Genomic DNA, 26265 nt, shown 5'->3' on the forward strand with positions numbered 1-26265 from the left:
TCGAAATAGATGTCCAAAGTCTCTTTCTGGCATTTGCTTATCTCTTTTAAATTTTTAATCAACTACTAAGTTAGTTTGTTGTGATTTGATTTTATTTCTTATCTTTAGATTGAAAGCAAATCATAATAAGGCTATAAGCCGAAGAAAAATCTTAAACCCTGCGTACTCCGTGGGGTTTTCTTTTTTTGGTGTAGATGAGCCTGCAGCTAATTAAAAAATCAAGCTCCTTCAATATAAAAATTATTACTGTTTAATAACTAAAAAATCACATTGAGATGATAGATGGTTTGTTGGCAAACTATTTTAAGAATGCCTTTTTATAAGCTCTAATACTTAAAACAAGGTAGAATAGTGTCTCTGCGGGTGCGTTTTACGATTTTTCCAAAGTTTAAGGTAAAGCTGAATTCGTGTGCCCCACCTGTTGAACCTGCTAATTGAGACACCGTAAAATCATAGCTATAACCGAAGGAAATATTTTGGTTTAGTTCCATACCCAATAGCGCAATTACCGATTCATTTTTTACCAAATTGGAAACCTTCTGAATGGGAATACCGCGATACCACATACCCAACACCAAAGGCTGAAAATAAAACTGCATACCGGCATCTAACTGATTATATCCAGCCTGCTTTTTATAGTTCACCGCAAAGGTTACCGAACGCTGTTGAAACTGATAGGAAACGGTTCTGAGCCTGCGGCCATCGCCAAGGTTGATTTTATAGCCCGCATGAACCGAGTATTTTCTGGATAGCTTGCTTTCTCCCCCAATAAAAGACTGATCGGGCTCATTGATATGATGCACCGCAGCACCAATCCACATATCGTTGGTGTAAATGAGAGTACCAGCAGAAGCACTTATAAAACTCACCATTGCTCCTTTTTCGAAAACTTCACCCGAAGGGCCAACTACTTGCCCATTCGCTATGTCGATTTGGTTTCCAAACACGAGTTTCTCGAAATCAACATCTTTATGAAAGTATGAAAGCTGTATACCCGTACGCATTACCAGCCCATCGGCAATGCGCATTTTATAGCTATAAATACCGCCAATTTCGGTGGACTGATAATTGAGAAAGCTTTCCCGATTCTGGTTTACTATCAGGCCTACACCGCTTTCAATGTCCTTTACAAAATAGTCGACATAAGCTGAAAGTGTAGTAAAGCTGTGCGCAAGCGAAGGCCATTGATTGCGATAGTTTATACCAACCCGGCCCCTATCCATTGCTCCGGTTAAGGCCGGATTTAGATAAATAGGCGAGGCATAAAATTGGGAAAATTGTGGGTCTTGGGCTTGAGCATTGGGGCTTGCCAACAGCCAAAGCCCAAAAATCAGTGCTAGAGGTGAAAGCTTTTTCATGTGGGTAAAGGTTAAGCCTGAGTTTATTTGATCAGCGCAAAAACCCCATCTCTACTTACCGTGAGGCCATTTTGCGTCAATCCTGAAATTTTATATACATAGTTGCCATTTTCGGCAGGAATGCCATTTACCATGCCATCCCAACCTTTGGTGTCCTTGTCTTGCGTACTGAAAACCACTTCTCCCCAAGTGTTGAATATGGAGAACTGAACCGTTGTTAAGCCCAAGAATTCTGGACGGAAGAAGTCGTTTTTACCATCGTTATTTGGCGAGAAGGCGTTCGGCACCATAATGCGGTAGCCTTCTGTAATTTCGATTACCTGAATTTTAGAAGTGGTACAACCACTTTCATCGGTTGCAATAAGCGTTACATTGTAAACGCCTGGCGCATCGAAGGTGTGAATTGGGTCAATTTCTTTTGAATCGAAACCATCGCCAAAGTCCCAACTCCAATCGATGATTTTGCCCAGCGATTCGTCATAGAAATTGATAGGCTCATTGGCTGCTGGTTCTCCGAAATCGCGAATAGATTGAGAATTGTAGCTATAGTCGGCCGTGCCAATATCTGGAATATCGATATCAATGGCTTTGGATTGAAGACAGCCATGGTCGTCTAGCACAACCAAGTTTAGTCTACCCGGTTCCGTTAAGAAAATCTCATTGTTAACGCTACTTCCACGGCTCCACTGATATTCATAATCTCCAAAACCTCCCGTTACACTGGCTTTCACTTTGATGCCCGCCATACGGTTTTCGCAGTCGATAACGCGCTCTGAAGAAAGCCCAATACGCAATGGCTCTGGCTGGTCTACCGAATATGTGCCTTGAACTTCGCAGCCATATTTATCGGTTACGATAACCACATACGTTCCTGGCAACACATTGGTAATTTCAGAAGTGGTAGCTCCATTGCTCCAACGATACTTGTAAGGTTCTCTTCCTCCTGTTACGATTACATTGATTCTGCCACTTTCGGGGTCGTTGCAGCGAATGGCATCTTCTATATACGCATCGAGCATAAGTGGTAATGGCTCAATAATATTGAAGGTTTGTTGAATGGTACAGCCTTTGGCATCGGTAATGAGCACATTGTACTGGCCTGGTTCCAAATCGGTGATTACTTCGCTTGAAGCACCAGTATTCCACTGGATGGACAATGGCTTTACGCCTCCTTCAATATTGAGGGAAATGGAAGCATCATTGGCGCCACGACAGCTGATTTCAGAAACGAACGGATCGGATACAAATCTTTCTGGCGTAGCCAAAGTATAAGTAGCTTCTACTTGGCAACCTTGGGCATCGGTAATTTGAACGGAGTAGGTTCCTGAAGAAATACCAATCAAGTTTTTGGTGGTGGCTCCGTTGCTCCATTGGTAGGTATAAGGGAAGGTTCCGCCTCTTACATCAAGGTCGATAGAGCCATTTCTATCATCAAAACATTGGCTTTCGTTCACTTCCGCATTCGCAATTACCAAGGGTTCTGGTTCTTCAATGGAGAAGAGCCTTTCGGTAACACAACCTTTGGCGTCTACCACCCGAACGGTGTATTCACCAGCTCTCAGATCGGTAATTTTGTTCGAAACACTACCCGTACTCCACAGGTAGGTATAAGGAGCGGTTCCGCCTTCGGCTTCAATTTCGATAGAACCATTATTAGCACCAGCGCATGCAAGTTGCAACACGCCAATAGCATTGATAGAAACTGGTTTTTCTGGCTGAGTAATCTCGAAAGTATGCTGAACCAAACAACCATTGGCATCGGTAATGCTTACTGTATAAGAACCTGCCTTTAAATTCTCTATCTCAGGGGTTCGGGCACCAGTGCTCCAGAGATAAGTATAAGGGGCGGTTCCTCCAGAAGGTTTTGCTTTCGCGAAGCCAGAGTCTTCACCATAACAAGCAAATGAAAGCGTGTGATCTACTTCCACCGCTAAGGCTTTGGTTGGTTCAGAAATCACCACGGTAGCAGTGGTCGTACACCCTTTGGCATCGGAAATCGAAACATTATAAACACCTGCCGGAACGTTTTCCAAAACAGGTTTATCCGAGCCATTGTCCCACATATAGGTATACGAACCACTACCTCCTGTGACAGCCAGCACGATTGCTCCGCTGGCGTCTCCCTTACACAACACGTCCGTTTTCTGAACTGCTACATTCAGGTTTCCTGAATCATTCACTTCTATTGAAGTGGTGATTGAACAATTATTAGCATCTGTAATGGTGAGGTTATATACCCCGGCCGATACATCTGCAAGATCTTTACTGGTAGCACCATTGCTCCATACATAAGAATAAGGAACCGTTCCACCTTTAGGGGTTACCTGAATTTCGCCATCGGCATCTCCAAAACATGAAGCCTGAGAAACGGTGTAATCCAAGTCCAAAAGTTCTGGCTGCTCTACGGTATAAAGCGCGGTAAACTGACATCCTTTAGCATCGGTTATGGTGACTCTATAATCGCCAGCATACATATTGGTAAGGTCGCGCTGTCTAGAACCATTGCTCCAGAGGTAGGTGTAAGGAGCCGTGCCACCCGTTACATTAAGGCGAATGCTTCCGTTAGATTCTCCATAACAAGTGACATTTTCGATGGTTTCTGTGGCTAAAAGCGCTGCCGATGGAGCATCAATCACGATATCTGCTTTGGTGATACAACCATTGGCATCTGTTATGGTAAGGCTGTAGGTTCCTCCTGCCAATCCTGAAAGGTTTTCAGATAATGCGCCATTGGACCATTGATAAGTGTATGGTGCAGTTCCTCCTGAAATTTGTGTAACAATCTTTCCGTCATCGGCTCCAAAACATGTCACATCTACCGCTGTATAGTTGATTTTAAGTTCTAGAGGTTGAGTGATTTGGAAAGATTCTGAAATATTACAGCCATTGGCATCGGTAATGGTCAGTTTGTAGTTTCCTACATCGAGATTCTGAAGGTCTTTAGTGGTTTCGCCATTAGACCAACTATAAGTGTAAGGTGACGTTCCCCCGACCACACTGATGTTAATTTGTCCGTCAGCTGAACCAAAACAGCTTATTTGACGGACAACACTGGTTGAGGTAAGTGGATCGGGGGACGCCACAGTGTATGTTTGCACCACTGAACAACCTTGGGCATCGGTGATGGTAACCTCGTAAGTTCCTGCTTTCAGGTTATACTGATCTTTAGCCGTAGACCCATTGTTCCATTTAAAGTTGTAAGGTGCTGTACCTCCCGTAACAGAAAGTTCGACAGAGCCATCATTGGCTTCGTTACAACTCAGATTATCAATGCTTTCCGTTACAGATAACGCTGCCAACGGCTGAGTAATATTGACAGATAGAGATTCTTTACAGCCTTTAGCATCCATCACCAAAACGGTATAATTTCCCGATGGAAGGTTGAACCTGTCTTTCGTAGAAACTCCCCCGCCCCAATTGAAAGTGTAAGGAGCTGTACCGCCTGAAACCGTAAGCTCAATGGAGCCTGAGCTTTCTCCGAAACATGAAACATCGGTATGGGTGTAGCTAAGCACAAGTGCATCTGGTTCAGAAAGCGTAAAAGTTTGGCTGACTTTGCACCCGTTGGCATCAGTTACTTCCACCGCATAGGTTCCACCGCTAAGCCCACTTCTGTCATCCAAAGAAATTCCACCACCCCAATCGTAAGTATAAGGTGCTGTACCGCCAGTTACAGTAATATCGATATTTCCATCTGCCGCGCCATTGCAGCTAATATTATTTGAAATGGCAGAAAGCTGAAGTTCTTGTGGCTGAGTAATGGTATACTGTTTCGTTATGGCACAACCATTGGCGTCTTCAATCCTAACCTCATAATTTCCAGCTGGCAAATTATAGCGCTTCGCTAAAGAAATTCCACCACCCCAATCATAGGTATAAGGAGCGGTTCCGCCAGTTACAGATAATTCGATGCTACCATTATTCGCATTGTAGCAGTCTAAATGAACAACATCCTCAGTTACCGTCAATGCCGATGCTGGTTCAGAAATAGTAATAATCGCACTATCATTACAGCCATTCACGTCTGTCACCATAACGGTGTAAGTGTCCGCAACAAGATTTTCTCGGTATTTCTCTGTGTTTCCATCGTTCCATACATAGCTGTAAGGGGCAGTGCCACCAGTTACTGTTAGGTCAATGGTTCCAGTGGCATCGCCAAAACATTTCACATCGGTTTGGATGTATGAAACGCTTAATAGATCAGGTTCTGTAATTACCCAATTGTCAGATTTTTCATCGCCATGGGCATCCGTAACCTTCAGGCTATATGAGCCAGCTGGCAAGCCAGAACGGTCTTCCAAAGTGGACCCATCTGACCACAGATAGGCGTAAGGTCCCGTGCCTCCAGTTACCGTAATGTCAATCGATCCATTATTTGCTCCATAACAAGTTAGGTTTGTTTTTATAGAGGAAAGAACCAAGGCATCAGGCTGAGAAATGGTGTATTGAAGATCGATAGAACAGCCATTCGCATCAGTTACCGTTACTTCATAAATGCCCGCTTGAAGATTAGAAATGTCCTCGGTGATTTTTCCATTACTCCATTTAAAAGTATATGGAGAAGTGCCGCCAGAAACCGTCACTCCTATACTGCCGTCAGATGCTCCGTAAACCGTGGCATCATCGGTAATAGCCGTTGCAGAAAGCGCGGCAGACGGTTGGTTGATTGTGATGGTCTCGGGAAAGCTACAGCCGTTCTTGTCGGTAACGGTAACAGAATAGGTCCCCGCCAAAAGGTTCTCCCTGTTGGTGTCCGTGCTCCCATCGTTCCAAAGGTAGCTGTAAGGTGCCGTGCCCCCTGTTACCGTTAGGGTGATCTTGCCTACGGCCTCGCCATAGCATTTTACATCCTCATGGACATAAGCAACACTAAGAACATCAGGTTCGGTAACCGTGAAGGTATCACTTACCGGACATCCATTTTGGTCGGTAACGGTAACGGTATAACTGCCAGCAGTAGCGTTTTCTAAATCTTCCGAGGCGGAGCCTCCAGTCCAGCTAAAGGTATAAGGCCCTGTTCCACCAGTTACCGTAATATCAACTTTGCCGTCCGCATTACTATTGCAGCTCACATCTGTTACAATCCCAGTTATCTTAAGTTCATCCGGCTGGGCAACCGTAAAGGTCTCCGGGAACGTACAGCCGTTCTTGTCGGTGACCGAGACACTGTAGGTTCCTGCCGAAAGGCTGGTCCTGTTGGCATCGGTGGTGCCATCGTTCCAAAGGTAGGTATAAGGTGCCGTGCCGCCTGTTACCGTTAGGGTGATGGAACCGTCACCGGCATTGTAGCAGCTAAGGTCGGTAGGGACACCAGTCACCGAAAGCGCGGCAGATGGTTCGGTGATGGTGATGGTCTGGCTGACACTGCAACTGTTGACGTCAGTGGCCGTTACCGTGTACGTCCCCGCCCCTAGGTTGGAAAGGTTCCTTGAAGTGCTTGTCGTGTCGCCCGTCCAGCTGTAGGTATACCCGCCAACCCCGCCAGTTACGGTTATCCCGATCTCACCTGTGGCATCGCCATAACATTTTACATCCGCCTTGGTGTAGGACAGGCTCAGGGCAATAGGCTCTGTTACCTCGTAGGATGCTGTGGTCAGGCAACCGTTGCCGTCCCTGATCTCAACCCTGTAAGTGCCAGGGCCAAGGTCTTTGATGTCCCTGGTGGTCTCCCCGTTGGACCATAGGTAGGTGTAGGAACCCGTTCCCCCGGTAACCGTGAGGGCGACAGAACCGTTGGCCGCTCCGTTGCAGGTCACATTGCCGATGGCTCCGCTGACCTCGACCTGGGCAGGGCTGCCAACGGTAAACGGCAATATGATCTTGCAGCCCCTTTGATCGGTTACTATTACTTGATAGTTACCGGCAGATAAACCCGTGGCGTCTTCAACGTTCAGGCCGTTGTTCCATTGGTAAATATAGGGAGCTGTTCCACCAGTTACGGTCAGCTCCACCTTTCCGTCAGTTCCTCCAAAGCAAGAAACATCAGTCACCGTTCCCGTGGCCGCCAGGGCAGAGGAAGGCTCATCGATGGTAACCACGACAGGTTCGGTACAGCCGTTGGCATCGGTGATGGTAAGGGTGTAGGTACCGCCAGAAAGGTTGGCCAGGTCCTTGGTGGTCGGGCCATGGGCCCACTTATAGCTCAGCGGGGCTGTGCCTCCCGTTGCCGCAATATTGATCTTGCCATCGGAAGAACCGTAGCAGGTAACATCCGTTTTTGTGAGTGTGACACTGATCGCCAGCGGTTCCACTACCGTGATGTCCTTGACGATCGGGCAGTTTTTCGAATCGGTAATCGTAACCCTGTAGCTTCCTCCCGAAAGGCCCGTCCTGATGGCACCGGTACCCCCGTCACTCCAAAGGTAGCTGTAAGGGGCGGTGCCTCCGATCACGTTGACCTCTATCCTGCCATCGGCACTGCCGTTGCAGGTAACATCGTCAACGGTATAAGTGGCCTCCAGAAGGTCCGGCTGGGCAACCGTAAAGGTCTCAGGGAACGTACAGCCGTTCGTATCGGTGACCGTGACACTGTAGGTTCCTGCCGAAAGGCTGGTCCTGTTGGCATCGGTGGTGCCATCGTTCCAGAGGTAGGTATAAGGTGCCGTACCGCCTGTTACCGTTAGGGTGATGGAACCGTCACCGGCATTGTAGCAGCTAAGGTCGGTAGGGACACCAGTCACCGAAAGCACAGCAGACGGTTGGTTGATTGTGATGGTCTCGGGAAAGCTACAGCCGTTCTTGTCGGTAACCGTAACAGAGTAGGTTCCCGCCAAAAGGTTCTCCCTGTTGGCGTCCGTGCTCCCATCGTTCCAAAGGTAGCTGTAAGGTGCAGTGCCCCCTGTTACCGTTAGGGTGATCTTGCCTACGGCCTCGCCATAGCATTTTACATCCTCATGGACATAAGCAACACTAAGAACATCAGGTTCGGTAACCGTGAAGGTATCACTTACCGGACATCCATTTTGGTCGGTAACGGTAACGGTATAACTGCCAGCAGTAGCGTTTTCTAAATCTTCCGAGGCGGAGCCTCCAGTCCAGCTAAAGGTGTAAGGCCCTGTTCCACCAGTTACCGTAATATCAACTTTGCCGTCCGCATTACCATTGCAGCTCACATCTGTTACAATCCCAGTTATCTTAAGTTCATCCGGCTGGGCAACCGTAAAGGTCTCCGGGAACGTACAGCCGTTCTTGTCGGTGACAGTGACACTGTAGGTCCCTGCCGAAAGGCTGGTCCTGTTGGCATCGGTAGTGCCATCGTTCCAAAGATAGGTATAAGGTGCAGTGCCGCCTGTTACCGTTAGGGTGATGGAACCGTCACCGGCATTGTAGCAGCTAAGGTCGGTAGGGACACCAGTCACCGAAAGCGCGGCAGATGGTTCGGTGATGGTAACTGTCTCGGGGAAGCTACAGCCGTTCTTGTCGGTAACGGTAACAGAATAGGTCCCCGCCAAAAGGTTCTCCCTGTTGGCGTCCGTGCTCCCATCGTTCCAAAGGTAGCTGTAAGGTGCCGTGCCCCCTGTTACCGTTAGGGTGATCTTGCCTACGGCCTCGCCATAGCATTTTACATCCTCATGGACATAAGCAACACTAAGAACATCTGGTTCGGTAACCGTGAAGGTATCACTTACCGGACATCCATTTTGGTCTGTAACGGTAACGGTATAACTGCCAGCAGTAGCGTTTTCTAAATCTTCCGTGGCGGAGCCACCTGTCCAGCTAAAGGAGTAAGGCCCTGTTCCTCCAGTTACCGTAATATCTACTTTGCCGTCCGCATTACCATTGCAGCTCACATCTGTTACAATCCCAGTTATCTTAAGTTCATCCGGCTGGGCAACCGTAAAGGTCTCAGGGAACGTACAGCCGTTATTGTCGGTGACCGTGACACTGTAGATCCCTGCCGAGAGGCTGGTCCTGTTGGCATTGGTGGTGCCATCGTTCCAAAGGTAGGTGTAAGGTGCAGTGCCGCCAGTCACCGCTAGGGTGATGGAACCGTCACCGGCATTGTAGCAGCTAAGGTCGGTGGGGACACCAGTCACCGAAAGCACAGCAGACGGTTGGTTGATTGTGATGGTCTCGGGAAAGCTACAGCCGTTCTTGTCGGTAACCGTAACAGAGTAGCTCCCCGCCAAAAGGTTCTCCCTGTTGGCGTCCGTGCTCCCATCGTTCCAAAGGTAGCTGTAAGGTGCCGTGCCGCCAGTTACCGTTAGAGTGATCTTGCCTACGGCCTCTCCATAGCATTTTACATCCTCATGGACATAAGCAACACTAAGAACATCCGGTTCGGTAACCGTGAAGGTGTCGGTCTTTTTATCGCCATGGGCATCTGTAACCTCTACACTGTACGTACCCGCGGCCAGGCCGGAACGGTCTTCCAAAGTCGATCCATCGGACCAAAGGTAGGTATAGGCTGTGGTGCCTCCGGTCACGGTAATTTCAATACTCCCATCTCTCGCCCCGTTGCAGCTCAGGTCGGAGGCCGCTCCCGTCAGCACAAGCTCATCGGGCTGGGATACGGTATAGCTACCGGCAGCCGTACAGCCATTTGCATCAGTGATCAGCACTTCGTAAGTGCCCGCTGGAAGCCCTGTCCTATCCTCATCGGTACTGCCATCGCCCCATGAATAGGTATATGGGGAAGTGCCGCCAGAAACCGTCACTCCTATACTGCCGTCAGATGCTCCGTAAACGGTGGCATCATCGGTAATGGCCGTTGCAGAAAGCGCGGCAGATGGCTCGGTGATGGTAACTGATGTAGTTCCTTTACATCCATTTACATCCGAAACCTCAACAGAATAGGTGCCAGGAGATAAAGAACTTAAATCTTGAGTGCTTTCACCGTTAGACCAGCTGTAGGTATACCCGCCAACCCCGCCAGTTATGGTCAGGTCGATAGAGCCGTTATTTCCTCCGAAACAGGTGACATCAATCTTTGAAACGCTAAGAACAATGGCTGCTGGCTCTTTAACTTGATAAGTTCCCGAACTTATGGAACAGCTATTATCGTCCCAAATCTGAACAGAGTAATTTCCTGGGGTCAAGCCGCTTATATCTTTGGTAGTTTCACCATTAGACCATAAGTAGGTATAGGAGCCTGTACCACCCGAAACAGCAAGGTTAATGGCACCATTGTTATCACCATTGCAAGTTATACCCGTTACAGTAGCGGTGACCTGAATTTGAGTCGGGCTGCCAATGGTAAAAGAAACCACATCGATACAACCTCTTGAATCTTTAACTTCTACCTGATAATTGCCCGCTGTAAGTCCAGTGACATCTTTGAAGTTGCTTCCCTGATTCCATTTATAAGTATAAGGGGCTGTTCCTCCGGTTACGGTCAGTTCAATCTTACCATCATTGCCTCCAAAACAGGAAACATCAGTTGGTACTCCAGAGGCCGAAAGAGGCGCAGTTGGTTCATCAACAACCTCAGTAACCACTTTAGTACAACCGTTAGCATCGGTAATCGTAAGAATGTATGTTCCTCCTGAAATATTAGGTAGGTTTTTTGTAATTGCTCCATTATCCCATGAATAAGTGTACGGAGCAACACCGCCTGAAACGGATATATTAATCGCGCCATCAGATTCGCCAAAACAAGTAACATCACTTTTGCTTACCGCGGCCACAATGGCTAGTGGTTCAACTACGGTAAAGGTTTTATTTTGAGTACAGCCTCTCGAATCTGTAACATACACCTCATAAGTTCCTCCTGAAATGTTTTCAAGATCTTGAGTCGTTTCTCCGTTATTCCAGCTATAACTGTAGGGAGCTGTTCCTCCGGTTACTGTTAAATCGATTTTACCACTTAAAGCTCCATTACAATTTAGATCCGTTTTAGTGCCTGATAATACCAGAGGATCTGGCATATCGATCGTATAACTGTCGGTTATTGTACAATCATTCGCATCCTTAATGGTGACCACATAAGTACCGGGCACCAGCCCAAAAATATCTCTGGTATTCTTACCATTGCTCCAAACGTAAGTGTAGGGTGCAGTTCCACCAGAAACAGTTAGCTGAACAGAGCCATCGTTTGAGCCGTAGCAACTTAAATCTTTAACAACATCTACCGCACTTAATGGAGCTGAAGGTTGATTTACTATAATATCTTGAAATTCTGAGCAGCCTTTGGCATCGGTAACGGTAATTCTGTACGTTTGTGCTGTTAGGTCAGAAATATCGTCTATCACCTCACCATTGCTCCAACTGTAGGTGTAAGGTGCTGTTCCTCCTGTCACCGAGACTGCAATACTTCCATCGTTTCCACCAAAACATTTAACATCTACAGTGGTGTAAGCAATATTGAGTGCGCTAGGCTGAGTGATTTCAAAGCTCGCGGTTTTAACACAGCCACGACTATCTTGTACTGTTACCGTATGCGTTCCCGGAGCAAGGCCTGAAACATCCTCCGTATTATCTCCCGTGGTCCAAGTGAAAGTATATGGCCCTTCACCTCCTGTTACCGTTAAATCAACCGAGCCATTATCCGCTCCAAAGCATGTAATATCTGTATCAATACCTGAAACAGAAAGCACAGGAGGGTCGGTAATGGTATATGAGCCCGTTACGGCACATAAATTGGCATCTCTAATCGTTACGGAATAGGTTCCGGGCGCTAATCCTGACAAATCTTTGGTATTTTTTCCATTCGACCAAGAATAAGTGTAGGGGCTAACTCCTCCTGAAACATTTAAACTGATTGCTCCATCTGCTTCTCCATTACAAGTAATTTGACCAACACTTGGCGTAAAAGATAAGGCCGAAGCAGGCTCTGTGATGGTGATTGTTTTGCTATCTGTACAAGACTTGGAATCAGTAATATCAACTGTGTAAGTGCCGGCTGGTACGTTATTCAGATCCTCACTAGTTTCACCATTCGACCATAAAAAAGAATAAGGTGCATTTCCTCCTGAAACGGTAATGTTGATTACACCCGTAGATTCACCAAAACACTTTACATCGCTTGTTACATAAGTAGTAGAAAGAACATCTGGTTCTTTTATGGTAACAAATTGCACATTAGGACAACCATTGGCATCGGTAACGGTAACTGTATAATTTCCTGCGGAAAGGTTAGTTCTGTCACTGTCAGTACTTCCATCATTCCACGAATAAGTATAAGGAGATGTACCTCCACTAACACTCAAAGAAATTGAACCATCATTTTCTCCATTACAAGTAATATCTGTTCCAGAAGCATTTACCGAAAGGGCAGCAGGTTCTGTTATGGTGAAGGATTTGAACTTTTCGCACCCATTGGCATCGGTTACTTTTACAGTATAAACACCAGGCCCAATATTGATGAGATCATCGTTTATGTCGCCTGTGTTCCATTCATAAGTATAAGGACCATCACCACCTGTAACCGACAAGTCAATGCTTCCATTGGCAGAACCATTACAGGTTACATCCGTGGATATGCCACTCAATTCTAAAACCGTAGCGGGTTCATCAATCACAATGGTTCTTTTAATCCAACAGTTTGATGCATCTGTAATGCGAACGGTATATGAACCTGCTGGAATGTTAATTCTATCTTCAGAAGTAATACCGGGATTATCGGACCAAATAAAAGTATAAGGAGCCGTTCCATCAAAAGGAGTCAAGTGAATCGAACCAGTGGATTGGCCTTTACAGAATACATCTTGAGAATTAATTGTAACCTGAAGAGGGTCTGGTTCGGTAATGGTAAATGAAGTGTATACTTCACAACCGCTGCCATCCTTTATTTTAACACCATAACTACCTGCCGTTAAGCCTGAAATATCTTTGGTTGTTGGGCCATGATCCCAAACGTAGGTATAGCCTCCAGTTCCACCTGTTGGTGCTAATGAAATACTTCCATCAATTTCACCATTACAGCTAATATCATTCACCACAGCGTTTGAAACGATCAAAGTCGGTTCAGAAAGTGAGATGAATTCCTCCACAACACAGCCCAAATTATCGGTTACCGTTACCTTGTAAACGCCAGCCGGAACATTGCTCAAAGTTGGTCCCGAAGCACCTGTGTCCCAATCATAGGTGTAAGGAGCTGTTCCGTTTGAAGCACTAACCGTTAAGCTTCCATCTGCCATTCCATTACAGGAAGGTTCCGTGGAAGAAACCGTAGTAACGGCAATTTTAGGTGGATCGGTAACCGTAAAGGATTGTGTAAAATCGCAATTCTTATCGTCCTTAACAGTCAAAATGTAAGTTCCTGCAGAAAGTCCAGAAGCTGTAGAAGAATTGGAACCACTTCCCGCCCAAGAATAAGTATAGGGAGCTGTTCCTCCCTGCATTACAACACTGATAATACCATCATTACCCCCATAACAAGTTGGGCTTATGTTAGTAGAGCTTTGAATGGAAATAGCAGAAGGTTGATTGATAGTATAAGTTCCGGTTTGTGTACAGCCGTTTTTATCTGTTACGGTGACCATGTAAGTTCCCGCTACAACGCCATTTAAATCCTGAGTTTTTTCGCCCGAACTCCAAGAATACTTATAAGGTTTTTTACCTCCAGAAACACTTATGTTAACTGAGCCAGAATTATCACCAAAGCAATCCACATCAGTAATCGTAGAAGAAATAGAAAGCGCGTTGGGTTCATCAACAGTATATGAAGCAGTAGCCGTACAACCTGCAGCATCGGTAATGGTAACGTTGTATGTTCCTGCAGAAAGGCCAGTCAAGTCTGATGAGGTTCCATATGCTCCCCAATCGTAAGAATAGCCTCCTGTACCCCCTGTTACTGTTAATTCAATAGAACCGTCATTACCGCCATTACAAGATACATCCTCAAGTTTTCTCGAAATAGAGATGGGTGTGGGTGAATCCACGGTAAAAATTGGTGAAACCACACAACCATTTTTATCAGTGATATAAACACGATAATCACCAGGAAGTAGATTGGTTATAGCAGCTGTATTGCCGATATAAGTACCACCTGGGAAAGTATACCACTGGTAAGCATAATCTCCCCAGCCTCCAGTTCCTGTAACCTCTAAACTTCCACTTGCTGTATCGCTACATGTGGCATCAGTACTAGAAACCAAGCTGGAACCCAAATAGTCCGCAGGTTCTGTAACAGAAAAATATATAGTTCCAGTACAGGTATAGGTATCTTCTACTCTTAACTCATAATCATTAACACCAAGACCATTAATAGTAATTCTTGTGCCTGTAACACTACCTGATGAAACCGCACTACCCCCAGTAGTATATAGCTGCCAATTAAAACCTGCTTTTCCATTCGCCATGTCAATTATAACTTGGGCATTACTATCTCCTTTACAGGTTACGTCATTTACGGTAACCAATCCTACTAGGTCTGGCGGATCGGTTATCGTATTTGTAGAACTAGCTGAATCTCCGTTTTTGTCAGTAACTACGACCGTATAAACTCCTGGCGGGGCATTTTCCAAGGTAGTTTCATCGTATTCAACTAGATTTCCATCACTATCAAACCATTCATAGGTCAAAGGGAGAACTGATACATCGGCAGAAGCTGAAATCGAAATTTCGCCAATACAGCTATTAACAGAGACGGAGGTAATTGTAGGTCCTTGAGAAAACGCAGTGACGTTAAGGCAAAAAATAGCTACGAATAATATAATTATTCTAATTAACCACTTTTTACTAACAGTGACCTGCATTTTTCTTGGTGTATAGGTTGAAATCCCGAATTATCGCTAATTCAGACCGAAAATATGGGCTTATTTTCTAAAAACAAAGGTCATTAGCGTAAACCACTCTCTTGAAAAAGTACAAAATAAGCAAAACACGTAGATAGGTAAATCTCTTAGAAATATAATTATTTTAATATGTTTGACAGAAGGAGAAATGTCAAGTGCAGAATGTCGTATCTAAGTAGATTATTAAAAATTGAGGTTAGACTTTGACAGATTTTACAAATGCACTTGAAAAAAATTTTCTTTGCGGTTAATTATTGTTAAAAGCCTCTGCCTAGGCTGCTATAAAGTGATAAATGACCGATATTCGCTTCATTAGACCAACGCTGGAAAACTTTCTCATCTCGTGTGAGTATTAAAGCCAGTAATTGATCAAAATTTCTAATTTAGAGCCCTTTAAATAAATTAAAGTTGACAATGGAAGCGGTATCAGCAGAATTGGCGAAAGAACATCAGGAAAAAATCAGCAGAGTTGCCTCTGAAGTAAGCAAAATTGTAGTAGGCCAGGAATATATGGTGAACAGGCTAATGATTGGCTTATTTACCAACGGACACATTCTTTTGGAAGGTGTACCTGGAATTGCAAAAACCCTGACCGTAAACACATTGGCCAATGTGCTTCACCTCGATTTTCAAAGGGTTCAGTTTACGCCCGACCTTCTACCAGCCGATTTGATCGGTACCATGATTTACAATCAGAAAAAAGCAGAATTTGAGGTAAAGAAAGGTCCAATTTTCACCAACGTGGTTTTGGCCGATGAAATTAACCGTGCACCAGCCAAGGTTCAATCTGCTTTGCTAGAAGCCATGCAGGAAAAAACAGTAACCATTGGCGAAACCAGTTACAAACTCGATAGACCTTTCCTTGTTTTGGCCACTCAGAACCCAGTAGATCAAGAAGGAACTTATAGCCTACCAGAAGCTCAGATTGACCGTTTTATGCTGAAGGTTAAGGTGGACTACCCTACTAAGGATGAAGAGCTGGAGGTAATGCGTAGAATGTCTAACATGAGCTTTAAACCCGAACTTGAAACGCTTTTGACCAAAGAAGATATTTTCAGCATTAGAAATGAAGTAAACCAAGTGACCATATCTGAGTCGCTTGAGAAATATATCATAGAATTGGTTTTTGCTACCCGTAATCCAAAAGATTTTGGCTTAGATGAGGAAGCATACTATATGCAATTTGGAGCTTCTCCAAGGGCTAGTATTAACCTTAATTTGGCTTCTAAAGCGCTAGCGTTTATGAATGGCCGTGATTATGTATTGCCAGAAGATATTAAAGAAATTGGCAAGGATGTATTGAACCACAGAATCATTCTGAACTACGAAGCAGAAGCTGACGGTATTACCACAGAACATATTATTGATAAGCTCTTGAAGAAAATCCCAATCAATCACTAATCAATACATTAGCTAAAAAATAAGAAAGGAGCCAAATGGCTCCTTTTTTTATGCTTAATCTTTAAAAGGAAAAGGCGTAAAAAAAGGCGCCCCTTGCTGAGGGCGCCTCCGTATGAGATATGCTTAAATTCAACTATTAGTTGAAAGAAAAGCCAGTCCAAGAAAAGATGCTTGTATCTACAGAAGGAGTAGTACCAGCAGTCAAAGTTACAGTACCAGCACTTGTAGCATTGGTTCCTACGTATTTGATGTCACTAATATCTAATCCGTTAGCAGTATTAGCAGTACCTGTAATTGAGGTAGCATCAATAGCCACACCTTTGTCATCTGTTAAGTCAACTACATCACCAACTGTTGCACCAGCCCCAAGAGCCATATATAGGTTGGTAATTACTGCCCCAGAACCTCTTCTGATTTTCACAAGGTCAGAAAGCTCAACAGCAGCATTGTGAATAATAGTGATACCGTCAATTTTTGGGTTAGATTGACCAGAATCATCAGGAGAGTTACCATCAAGGTTACCATCAGCTTCGATACCTCTTGGGTCTTCAGTTACTGCCGTGAAACCAGAAGTTCTGATACCATAGAAGTTAGTATTAGCTTGGCCAGTCCATCCTTGAGTCCAGTCGAACATATCATCTTTAGCATTTACAACCAAAAGGTTAGTAACACTTACAGCACCACCGAAGAATTCAACAGCGTCATCATCACCGTACAATACAGCAAGATTCTTAACAGAAGTTCCAGAACCTACACCGTAGAAAGTAACACCGTTAAATTCTTTATCACCGTTGATTCTAGCACCTGTGTACTCAACGATCATATAATCGATATCTCCTGAGTCATCACCAGCCTCAGTTCCACCGTAAGTGAAGTCAACAACTTCAGTAGTAGCGGTTCCACCACCAGAAATAGGAGCTTTACCGATCAACAATAATCCACCCCAGTCACCAGAAGCAGGGCTAGCAGCGTTAGAAGTCAATTTAATTGGAGAAGAAGCAGTACCTACAGCTTTGATTTTCGCACCTTGGTCGATAGCAATGAATACGTTAGTTCCACCAGCAGTAGCTTTAATAGTAGTACCTGGCTCGATAGTCAAAGTAGCTCCAGAGCTAACGCTCAAAGGACCAGTCAAAATCCAGTTTTCGTCTGCAGACAAAGTGATGCTTGCAGTAACTTCACCTTTAAGGTCAGTAGGGTCTAAATCGATATCGCTTTGAGAAGAAATAACGCCATCCTTAGTTTGTGGAGGAGTATCATCATCGTTAGAGCAGCTGAAGATAGCGGCACAAAGGGCAGCCATCATAAAATAATTCTTAATTGTTTTCATAATGTGAAATGGGTTTTTGATTAGGTTTTACTTTTTAAAATGTATAGTTAATTCCGAAGGAAACATTTAAGCCTTTTTGATAGCTTCGGATGATGGCCTTGCTACCATCGTTAAGTTCTTTTGTTAATTGGAACTCAGGGTTGAGAAGGTTTCTTACGCTTAGGTTTACGCCCAAATGCTCACCAATTTTTGTTCTTGTTACAAAATCCAAGGTTGGAATTCCTTTTTCAACAATATTTTGGCTCCCTGCTGTACCTAAAGAGAAGATTCTTTCACTGAAGTAATTCAATACTACTGAGCTGGTAAGGTTAAATCCGCCATTGTCTATTTCGTAGCTCAAATCACTGTTGATCAAAATTGGAGAAGCGCCTTCAAGTTTATCTTCAGTGTTCGTAAAACGCACTGTTAAAGCATCGTTTGGATTATCCACCAACTTTTGGTTTGAGTATAAGTAAGATAGGTTGAAGCCAAAGTTCAAGTTTCTAGCGTTGTCGTTTTCATCATAATTCTGGAAAAGAGACTTTCTGAATTCTAACTCGATTCCGCTTACGTGCGCATCGCCAGTATTTACATAAGAAAGTTCGTTAGCTGCTGAGTTTATTTGAACTCTGTTCAATGCATTCTGAACGATTTTATAGAAACCAGTAACAGATATTAACTCTGAATTGCTAAAGAACCAATCGTATTTTAAGTCAATATTGTAGTTGTCTGAAGACTTTAAGTAAGGGTTACCCTGACTCGCAAAGTTTACTTCTTCATAAAGGAAAGGTGCAACTTCTTTAAACTGAGGCAAGGTGTAAGTTTTGCTTGCTGCAAATCTTAAGATTTTATCATCAGTGAAGTTATACTTCAAGTTGAAACTTGGAAGCACAAAGAAGTCATCAATAGTGATGATGTTATTTCCAAAAGTGTTTGGATCAAGGTTAGTATCCCAAATAACTTCTTGATTATAATATTCACCTCTTACTCCTAGATTTAATAATAAATCCGGAGTTAATTCAGCGGTGTAATTCCCAAAAGCAGCTCCAATTGTTCTCTTTCCATTATAGGTTTGCGGAATAAATGCATTTGAACCACTAGAACCTCGGCTGGTTATTAATTTGAAAACTCCATTATCTAAAGACTGTTGATTGAATAAAGCATCTGGGTTGTTAATATCTACCACAGTTGGGCTTGCAAAGTCGAAGTTGAATTGAATGGCTTCGAAATCTCTTTGAGTATTTCTGAAGTTACCACCAAACTGCAATTGACTTAATGACTCAGCACCGTTCAATTTTAAAGTTCCTAAAACTCTTGCTGCAATATCATTCTCGCTAAGTTCAGAGAAAAATCTGTGGTTGTAAGAAGCAGAACCTGAAACCGCTCTGTAATCTGTACCTTTAAAAGAGTAGCTGTTCGTTCTTCTATCTGGCTCGTTTCCACGAATCATATTGTAAGAAACATCTGCATTCAATTTGAAGCTTGGGCTAATTTCAAACTGAGAAAGCAACTGATTAACGTACAGCTTGTTATTGTTCTCCTGCTGTCTTCTGATAAATGACTTTCTAGAATCCGGATCCGTTCCATCATCATTGATGCTTTGGCTAAACCCATGATAATCGGCAACACCTTGGTTGTTATCGTGGATGTACATTCCGTTGTAGGTAATGTAGTTGTTGTCAAAATCTAATCTCAAGTTGGCCATTGCCGACTGAGAAACGGTATATTCTGATTTTTGGAAAGCTAAATCTTGTCCTGCACCACCTTCTGGAGTTACTTGGCGAGAAACACCTTCTTGATAAAAGAACTTAGAGCTATGATTTGCCACCACAAAGGCACTTAGTGTATTGCCATTTGAAAGCTCAAACATTTTACCTCCGTTCAAATTCAAACCGAAGTTTAATGGTGTTCCTAGGGTATTTGGCTTGAAGCCACTATTGAAAGAATATTTTGAAAGATCAGTGATTGGGTCTTTTGAATCACCAATAGTTCCCATTCTGTTTGTGCCGTCAGCACTTAAAAGATCTTCTGAAAGGGCTTGGCTATTGAAACCAGAGGTTAAACCGATCTGTAGGTAATCCTCATTGCCTTGTTGTTTAGAAATGATGTTGATATTAGCTCCACCAAGGTCACCATATAAATCGGCACCGAAAGCTTTGTTTACATCGATGCTGTTGATAACATTTGAAGAGAAGAAGCTAAGTGAAATGTTTTTGTACTCAGGATCTTCAGAAGGAAGAGGCAAACTATTAAGAGAAGTACTGTTGTATCTATCTCCTAAACCACGAACAAAAACGTTTTTCGCTCCTTCTTGCTTACTTACACCGGTTACTTTTGTAACAGCGCCTTCTGCATTGGTAACGCCTTTTTTGTTCAATTCTTTAGATCCAATAGACTGAAGCATTTGAAGCGATTCTCTTTGCGCCATGATTAAGGCAATTTCTGAATCACGTTCTGCTTTTGCAGTTACTACTACATCTTCTAAGCTCGTTGCGCCAGCGCTAAGGCCAGCAGTAATTTCAGTTACTTTACCAGCTTCAACTACAATGTTTGGAAGCTCCAAAGTTTCATAACCTACAAACCTTACCTCTAAAGTGTAAGTGCCAGGGGTTACGTTGTCAATTCTAAAAAGACCGTCAAAATCCGTGTTGGCTCCTTTTTGAGTTCCTTTAATAAGAACGGTAGCGAAAGGAAGCGGATCGTTGTTCGAGTCCTTGTCTGTAATCTTACCGGCAATGATACCAGTATCTTGTGCCATCGTTATAAACGACAACCCTAAACCAAATAAAAGCAATAATAATCTCATACGTACTGTGCTATAAATTCACAGTGCAAAGAACGCTTTCTAGGGTCAAGTGTAAGTTACATCTGTATTAAACGTTTATGAGACATATGTTATATTCCCGTGTTAAAAGTTAACATTGGCTTAACGCATATTGGCAAACAATTGGGGAGTTTTCAAAACTCAATAATTGGCCTAAAGGCCTGATTAGCAAAGATTATTCTGAATGATGAAAACAAACCAAAGTAGCTTCAAACCATTCCTTTTATACATTGGTTCTTTATTCTGGTATATTGAAATCGTCATTTCCGATTTATTCATTTGAAAAAGCGCATAATGCCTAAAAACATATTAATAACAGGAGGAACAGGTTTAGTAGGTTCCGAGCTTATTCCGGAGTTGCAAAAGGAGCAACATCAAGTAAAATTGTTGAGCCGATCGAAGGGAGAGAAAAACGGAGTAAGAGCTTATGAATGGGATTACCACAATGACTATATAGAAGAAGGAGCCTTTGATAATGTCGACACGCTGGTTCATTTGGCTGGAGCAGGAGTTGCCGATAAACGCTGGACCCACGATCGCAAAGAAGAAATACTAAACAGCAGAACCAAAACTTCGCATGTTTTATTCGAAACCCTGAAAAAGGGAAACCATCAGGTTAAAACTTTGGTGGCGGCTTCGGCCATTGGCTATTATGGCTTAGATACGGGAAATGCCATTATGAAAGAAGGTTCGCCCGTAGGGCATGATTTTCTAGCGCATGTAGTAGACGCATGGGAAGCCTCAACCCGCAGGTTTGAACAATTAGGCATTCGCGTTGTGCAGATTCGAATCGGGATAGTGCTGAGCAAAGAAGGAGGTGCTTTGGAAAAATTGCTAGAGCCTCCTGTTGCAGCACCTTTATCCAAAGGAAATCAATACATGAGCTGGATTCATTTAGATGATGTTATAGGCATTTTAAAAAAGGGCATTGAAGATGAGGCAATGAAAGGTGTATATAATGCTGTGGCGCCTTATCCTAAAACCAATAAAGAACTCACCAAAGCTGCTGCCAAAGCCTATGAAAAACCATTTGTGCCAGTGCCAGTGCCTAAATTGGCTTTGAAACTCCTTTTAGGCGAAATGGCTGGAATTGTAACGGGAGGCAATCGCGTGAGCTGTGAAAAAATAATGAGCGAAGGCTATACCTTTAAATACCCTAAACTAGAGCCCGCTCTTCAAGACTTGGCAAATAAAAACTAAACCATAACTTCACATTTGTCAGAAATATTAAATAAACCTTCAAGTACGTGAATCGTAAAACGTATTTCTGGGTTTTAAATTCGTGTCCGTTCTATCAAAATGGAATTTCTCTACTAACGGACACATAAATTATGTAAGCTATGACCAACGAGGACAGAATTAAGCAAGCGTTCCAAGACAGAAACTGGAACGAGATAAAAACCAATGACTCTTGGGTAATTTTTAAAGTGATGGCCGAATTTGTAGACGGCTTCGAAAAACTAGCAAAAATTGGCCCTTGCGTTTCAATTTTCGGTTCGGCCAGAACCAAGCCAGACAATAAGTATTACGAAATGGCCGAAGAAATAGCGGCCAAATTGGTTCGCCATGGCTACGGTGTAATTACAGGTGGTGGCCCTGGAATTATGGAAGCCGGAAATAAAGGCGCTAAAAAACAAAACGGTAAATCGGTTGGATTGAACATTGAGCTTCCACACGAACAAGGCAGCAACATTTATATAGATCCTGATAAGCTCATCACCTTCGATTACTTCTTTGTAAGAAAAGTGATGTTCGTAAAATACTCTCAAGGATTTGTAGTGTTGCCTGGCGGTTTTGGAACGCTAGACGAACTCTTTGAGGCGATTACACTGATTCAAACCAATAAGATTGGCAAATTCCCGATCGTTTTGGTAGGTAAAGATTTCTGGTCGGGCCTAATTGGCTGGATCAAAGATGTAATGCTTCACGCGAAAAACATTAGCGAACCCGATTTGGATTTGATCAGCTTGGTAGATACGCCTACCGAAGCCGTTCAAGTGATTGACGATTTCTATTCTAAATACTTGCTTTCACCTAATTTCTAATGGCACAACACATTATTTTCGACTGCGATGGTGTTTTAATCGACACCGAAATTGTGGCGGCTGAAGTTGTTACCAACTGGATGCAATCTGAAGGCGTCAATGTTTCGGCAGAAGAATTCATCAAAGTTTTCACAGGAAAGACTTTTACCGACATTATCGGTATTCTGAAAGCTGAAGGAAGAATGCGCGCAGACTTGGACACCGTGAGCATTGTGCCTGAGCTTGACGATGAAATTCGCAAACAAGTTAGGCCTATAGCAGGTGTTCAGGAAATGCTGGAATCCATTCCCTTACCGAAATCTGTCGTTTCCAATAGTGCTGCAGATTACGTAGCTGAAGCCTTGGAAAAGCTCAACATCAGTCATCATTTTGAAGGCAGAATCTTTTCTTCGGAAATGGTGGAAAAGGCCAAACCAAGCCCAATGGTTTATCAATTGGCGCTAGACACCATTAAAATTCCGAAAGAACAGGTGATTACGATTGAAGACAGCTTAACAGGCGTTTTGGCTTCTACTGGAGCTGGCATTCGCACCCTAGGTTTTTTAGGAGGAAGCCACATTATGGATGGACATGGAGAAAAGCTTAGAAACCTTGGCGTTTTCGATTTGGCCAATAGTCACAAAGAATTAAGCGAGAAACTAGGTTTGGTGGCGAGCTATTAAATAAAGAATAGCGAGTCAAGCTTTAAAATAACACCCTCCAAATCCTTCTTAAAAGAAGAGTTTGGAGGGTTAACATAGTCTGAAGCTGATTACTAAGGTTATTTTTCCTTCTGAGTTACTTTAAAATCGTAGTTGATTCTTCGTTTCAGATAATCTTTCAAAGGTTCTAAGCCAATTGCCTTCCTTCGTTGATCTACGTATTCAGGGTTTTCAATTTCGATGGGCTCTAATTCCCGATTTTCATTGTATTGAAATTGCATGCCATAAAGCTGAGGCTTTCCATCATTCACCAAAATCCGATCGTGAATTTTGGCATATTCCACACAACTACCCTCTCCTGCTTCACATGCCTCTTTGATCATCGACAAATAATCCTTTCTCACCTGATCGTCTGGGTGATGATTGATTACCAAAAGTGGTGCATCAGCAGCCAATTCGCCCACCATTGAATAGGTTGGCCAACCATGTTTAGCAATCAGGTTCTTCATTTCCTGAAAATTTTCATTCACAATAAATTCCCCTTTCAAAAAACTCAAAGGGTAGAAATAATGCGGAACATGGCCATTTTTGCTGAAATCCGCTCTCGCTAAATCGATGTAGTAATCCAGCGATTGATCTTTCATAATCATTGCCAGAAGGGCTTTGGCATATGTTGGGTTTTTGAGTTGACCATGGGCTCGTTGAAATTTTTCCATTTGCATATCCTCAATTTGCTTCCATTTTGGGCTACGGCTCATCATATACAAATTGAAGTCTGCTAACCGATCTAGACTGTTGTCATCCTTCAGCGCCACTTTTAGAAAAAAGAAGGCCGTATCCACCTGATTCATTAAGGCAAGGGTTTTGGTCAATTGATAGGCACTTTCCGTATCGCTCGGATTTGCCATAAACGCCTGCCCGAAAGCTGCCATTGCGCCATCGAGATTACCCTCTTTCAAAAATTTCTCCCCTTCATTTTGCGCAAAGCCTGCTGAAGCAAAGAAGATTAAGAGCAGAAGTACTTTTAAAACTTTCATGTGATTGTTGTTAATTTTTGCTCAAGTTGAAGGCTAGTTTTTAGAACCTTTTCGAAAGCTCAGCATTCAACCAAAACAGAATCGGCTATGACACAGCCGTTGCCCATTTTGGTCAAATCCCGTCATTTTTTGGTGAAAAGCGACATGCATTGGATTTAGAAGTAAGATATTAACAGATTGCGTTACGATTAATTTCGCTAGTCATGGAATCAAGCATTCATCAGAAAAGCAGCTTCAACTTCTACCTCATTTTTGGGGCAGTGGTATGGCTATTCTTTGCCTTGATTTTCAGCCTTGGCACTGACGGCATCTTGTTTCCATTTTCGTTTGCTGGCCTATTTGCGCTCATGGCGGTTTTCACGCTTTGGTTGTTCGTTCAGTTTTCACTGCCCCATTTATTAGAAAATCAATCCACATTAAGCTTCGTCAAAAGTGCAGGTTTACTGGTATTTGGCAGCGCCATTGCCGTTTTACTGATCAATATTCTCAGCATTGGTTTTATTCCCGGAATGAGGGCTGAAACTATGCCTATGATCTTGAGAAGCTTTTACGCAACCTTCTTTCTGTTTTTGCTGGCTCTGGCTTGCGGAGCCTTTGTCAGAATATTGCAACATCAGCTTTATGCTCAAAAGCAACTTCAACAATTCAAAGAAGGAGAGTTGGAAAAGCAGGTGAACGCGAAATCTCAGGAATTGAATTACCTGAAATCTCAAATTCAGCCACATTTCCTTTTCAATACCTTGAATACGATTTATGGCATGTCGCTCACCAAATCGGAAAAGGCTCCGGAAACGATTCTGAAGCTTTCATCTCTACTCGATTACATTTTGTATAGCGTAAACAAAGAAAAAGTGCCTTTGGCTAACGAGCTGAAACATATTGAACAGTACATCAGCCTGGAGCAAATTCGCTTTGCTGATAGTTTAAAAATTGAGGCTGATTTTGCCTCTATTGACGAAAATCTAATGGTTCCACCCATGCTGTTTCTTCCCTTTGTAGAAAACGCTTTCAAACATGGAACTAGAGAAAATGGAGTTCTTTCGGTACGAATGAGTGTGAATATTATGGCAAATCAAATTCATTTTTACAGCGAAAATTCCGCAAAGCAAGCAGCCGAAAACCAAAACGGTATCGGCCTAAAAAACATCAAAAGCCGATTGAATTTGCTTTATGCTGATGCTCATGAATTGACGCATGCTTTTGAAAACGGAAAGTATATCGTAAACTTAAAACTGGACAGAAATTAAAAGCGAATGGTGAATTGTGCCATACTTGATGACGAACCTACGGCAAGGCAAATTATGGAAATCCATATTCAGGAAATCCCAGTTTTGAAGTTGGTTGGCCAATGCAGAAATGCAGTAGAATTACTCAATTTAATGGCCAAACAACCGATAGATCTGCTCTTTTTGGACATCAACATGCCCGATATTTCTGGCATTTCGCTGGCCAAGAGTTTAAGCAAAGATGTGAAGGTGATTTTCACAACCGCACATCGCGAATATGCTGTTGAAGGCTTTGACTTACAGGCGGTAGATTATTTGCTGAAGCCCATTTCGCCTGAGCGATTGAAGCAAGGAGTTGAAAAATTTTTGAGAGAGCATCAGAATTCCAAAGAGCAAACTCAGTCGATACCAGAATTTTTGGATGTAATGTCCAATCGGGTCAATGTCAGAATTCCCTTTGATGAAATTCTCTACATTGAAAGTTTGAACGAGCAGTTGATCATTAAAACCGAAAAGGATCAAATTCCTTCGCGTAGCAATATTTCAGCAATAGAAAAGGCTTTAGAGCGTGGAGATTTTCTGAGAATTCACCGTTCCTTTATTATTGCGAGGCAAAAAGTCAGTTCTTATACCAAAGAATATGTTGTGATTGAGGGAGAACAAATCCCGATCAGCAGATCTTACAAAGCCCAAACCGCCAATGCGCTGGCGAATAAATAGAGCTCCAAGATTTTAAAACTTTAGAGCT

The 26265-nt window shown here is 43.3% G+C and carries 11 protein-coding genes; 6 read left to right on the forward strand and 5 right to left on the reverse strand.

Going from position 1 to position 26265, the window contains the following annotated elements:
• Positions 1-326: 326 nt before the first annotated feature.
• A complete protein-coding gene (locus tag ACXACJ_RS19030) occupies positions 327-1358 on the reverse strand; it encodes a PorP/SprF family type IX secretion system membrane protein (RefSeq protein WP_475136007.1) in 1032 nt (343 codons plus the stop codon).
• A 23-nt stretch (positions 1359-1381) separates the two neighbouring features.
• Positions 1382-14995, reverse strand: coding sequence for a PKD domain-containing protein (locus ACXACJ_RS19035; protein WP_475136008.1), 13614 nt, complete (start codon positions 14993-14995; stop codon positions 1382-1384).
• Between the two features lie 453 nt (positions 14996-15448).
• Between ACXACJ_RS19035 and ACXACJ_RS19040 the strand changes: the two genes are divergently transcribed.
• A complete protein-coding gene (locus ACXACJ_RS19040) occupies positions 15449-16435 on the forward strand; it encodes an AAA family ATPase (protein ID WP_475136009.1) in 987 nt (328 codons plus the stop codon).
• A gap of 136 nt (positions 16436-16571) precedes the next feature.
• On the opposite strand, the gene ACXACJ_RS19045 is transcribed toward ACXACJ_RS19040, so the two are convergent.
• Positions 16572-17765: a hypothetical protein gene (locus ACXACJ_RS19045; RefSeq protein ID WP_475136010.1), complete on the reverse strand. Its 1194-nt coding sequence runs from the start codon at positions 17763-17765 to the stop codon at positions 16572-16574.
• A gap of 34 nt (positions 17766-17799) precedes the next feature.
• Complete coding sequence (locus ACXACJ_RS19050) at positions 17800-20502, reverse strand: TonB-dependent receptor (protein ID WP_475136011.1); 2703 nt, start codon at positions 20500-20502, stop codon at positions 17800-17802.
• Positions 20503-20862: 360 nt separating this feature from the next.
• Here ACXACJ_RS19050 and ACXACJ_RS19055 point away from each other — a divergent pair, with 360 nt between their 5' ends.
• The 3 genes from ACXACJ_RS19055 (at position 20863) to ACXACJ_RS19065 (ending at position 23275) form a co-directional block, all read left to right on the forward strand.
• On the forward strand, positions 20863-21768 hold the full coding sequence (locus ACXACJ_RS19055; protein ID WP_475136012.1) for a TIGR01777 family oxidoreductase: 906 nt from the start codon (positions 20863-20865) through the stop codon (positions 21766-21768).
• Positions 21769-21908: 140 nt separating this feature from the next.
• Positions 21909-22613, forward strand: coding sequence for an LOG family protein (locus ACXACJ_RS19060; RefSeq protein WP_475136013.1), 705 nt, complete (start codon positions 21909-21911; stop codon positions 22611-22613).
• Entirely contained in the window at positions 22613-23275 is a 663-nt protein-coding gene (locus tag ACXACJ_RS19065; protein WP_475136014.1) for an HAD family hydrolase, read from the forward strand. Before ACXACJ_RS19060 ends, ACXACJ_RS19065 begins: the two co-directional genes overlap by 1 nt.
• Positions 23276-23373: 98 nt before the next feature.
• On the opposite strand, the gene ACXACJ_RS19070 is transcribed toward ACXACJ_RS19065, so the two are convergent.
• On the reverse strand, positions 23374-24291 hold the full coding sequence (locus tag ACXACJ_RS19070; RefSeq protein WP_475136015.1) for a DUF6624 domain-containing protein: 918 nt from the start codon (positions 24289-24291) through the stop codon (positions 23374-23376).
• Between the two features lie 203 nt (positions 24292-24494).
• On the opposite strand from ACXACJ_RS19070, the gene ACXACJ_RS19075 reads away from it, so the two are divergent.
• Positions 24495-25538 (forward strand): sensor histidine kinase, encoded by a 1044-nt coding sequence (locus ACXACJ_RS19075; protein WP_475136016.1) that lies wholly within the window; start codon positions 24495-24497, stop codon positions 25536-25538.
• A gap of 6 nt (positions 25539-25544) precedes the next feature.
• A complete protein-coding gene (locus ACXACJ_RS19080; protein ID WP_475136017.1) occupies positions 25545-26237 on the forward strand; it encodes a LytR/AlgR family response regulator transcription factor in 693 nt (230 codons plus the stop codon).
• The last annotated feature ends 28 nt before the right edge of the window (positions 26238-26265 follow it).

Source organism: Roseivirga sp. AWQ4_251, from assembly GCF_056158225.1.

What these genes read in the sequence shown, in the direction of transcription:
- ACXACJ_RS19030 (WP_475136007.1), bottom strand. Translation starts at nt 1,358, where the DNA reads ATGAAAAAGCTTTCACCTCTAGCACTGATTTTTGGGCTTTGGCTGTTG.
- ACXACJ_RS19035 (WP_475136008.1), bottom strand. Translation starts at nt 14,995, where the DNA reads ATGCAGGTCACTGTTAGTAAAAAGTGGTTAATTAGAATAATTATATTA.
- ACXACJ_RS19040 (WP_475136009.1), top strand. Translation starts at nt 15,449, where the DNA reads ATGGAAGCGGTATCAGCAGAATTGGCGAAAGAACATCAGGAAAAAATC.
- ACXACJ_RS19045 (WP_475136010.1), bottom strand. Translation starts at nt 17,765, where the DNA reads ATGAAAACAATTAAGAATTATTTTATGATGGCTGCCCTTTGTGCCGCT.
- ACXACJ_RS19050 (WP_475136011.1), bottom strand. Translation starts at nt 20,502, where the DNA reads ATGGCACAAGATACTGGTATCATTGCCGGTAAGATTACAGACAAGGAC.
- ACXACJ_RS19055 (WP_475136012.1), top strand. Translation starts at nt 20,863, where the DNA reads ATGCCTAAAAACATATTAATAACAGGAGGAACAGGTTTAGTAGGTTCC.
- ACXACJ_RS19060 (WP_475136013.1), top strand. Translation starts at nt 21,909, where the DNA reads ATGACCAACGAGGACAGAATTAAGCAAGCGTTCCAAGACAGAAACTGG.
- ACXACJ_RS19065 (WP_475136014.1), top strand. Translation starts at nt 22,613, where the DNA reads ATGGCACAACACATTATTTTCGACTGCGATGGTGTTTTAATCGACACC.
- ACXACJ_RS19070 (WP_475136015.1), bottom strand. Translation starts at nt 24,291, where the DNA reads ATGAAAGTTTTAAAAGTACTTCTGCTCTTAATCTTCTTTGCTTCAGCA.
- ACXACJ_RS19075 (WP_475136016.1), top strand. Translation starts at nt 24,495, where the DNA reads ATGGAATCAAGCATTCATCAGAAAAGCAGCTTCAACTTCTACCTCATT.
- ACXACJ_RS19080 (WP_475136017.1), top strand. Translation starts at nt 25,545, where the DNA reads ATGGTGAATTGTGCCATACTTGATGACGAACCTACGGCAAGGCAAATT.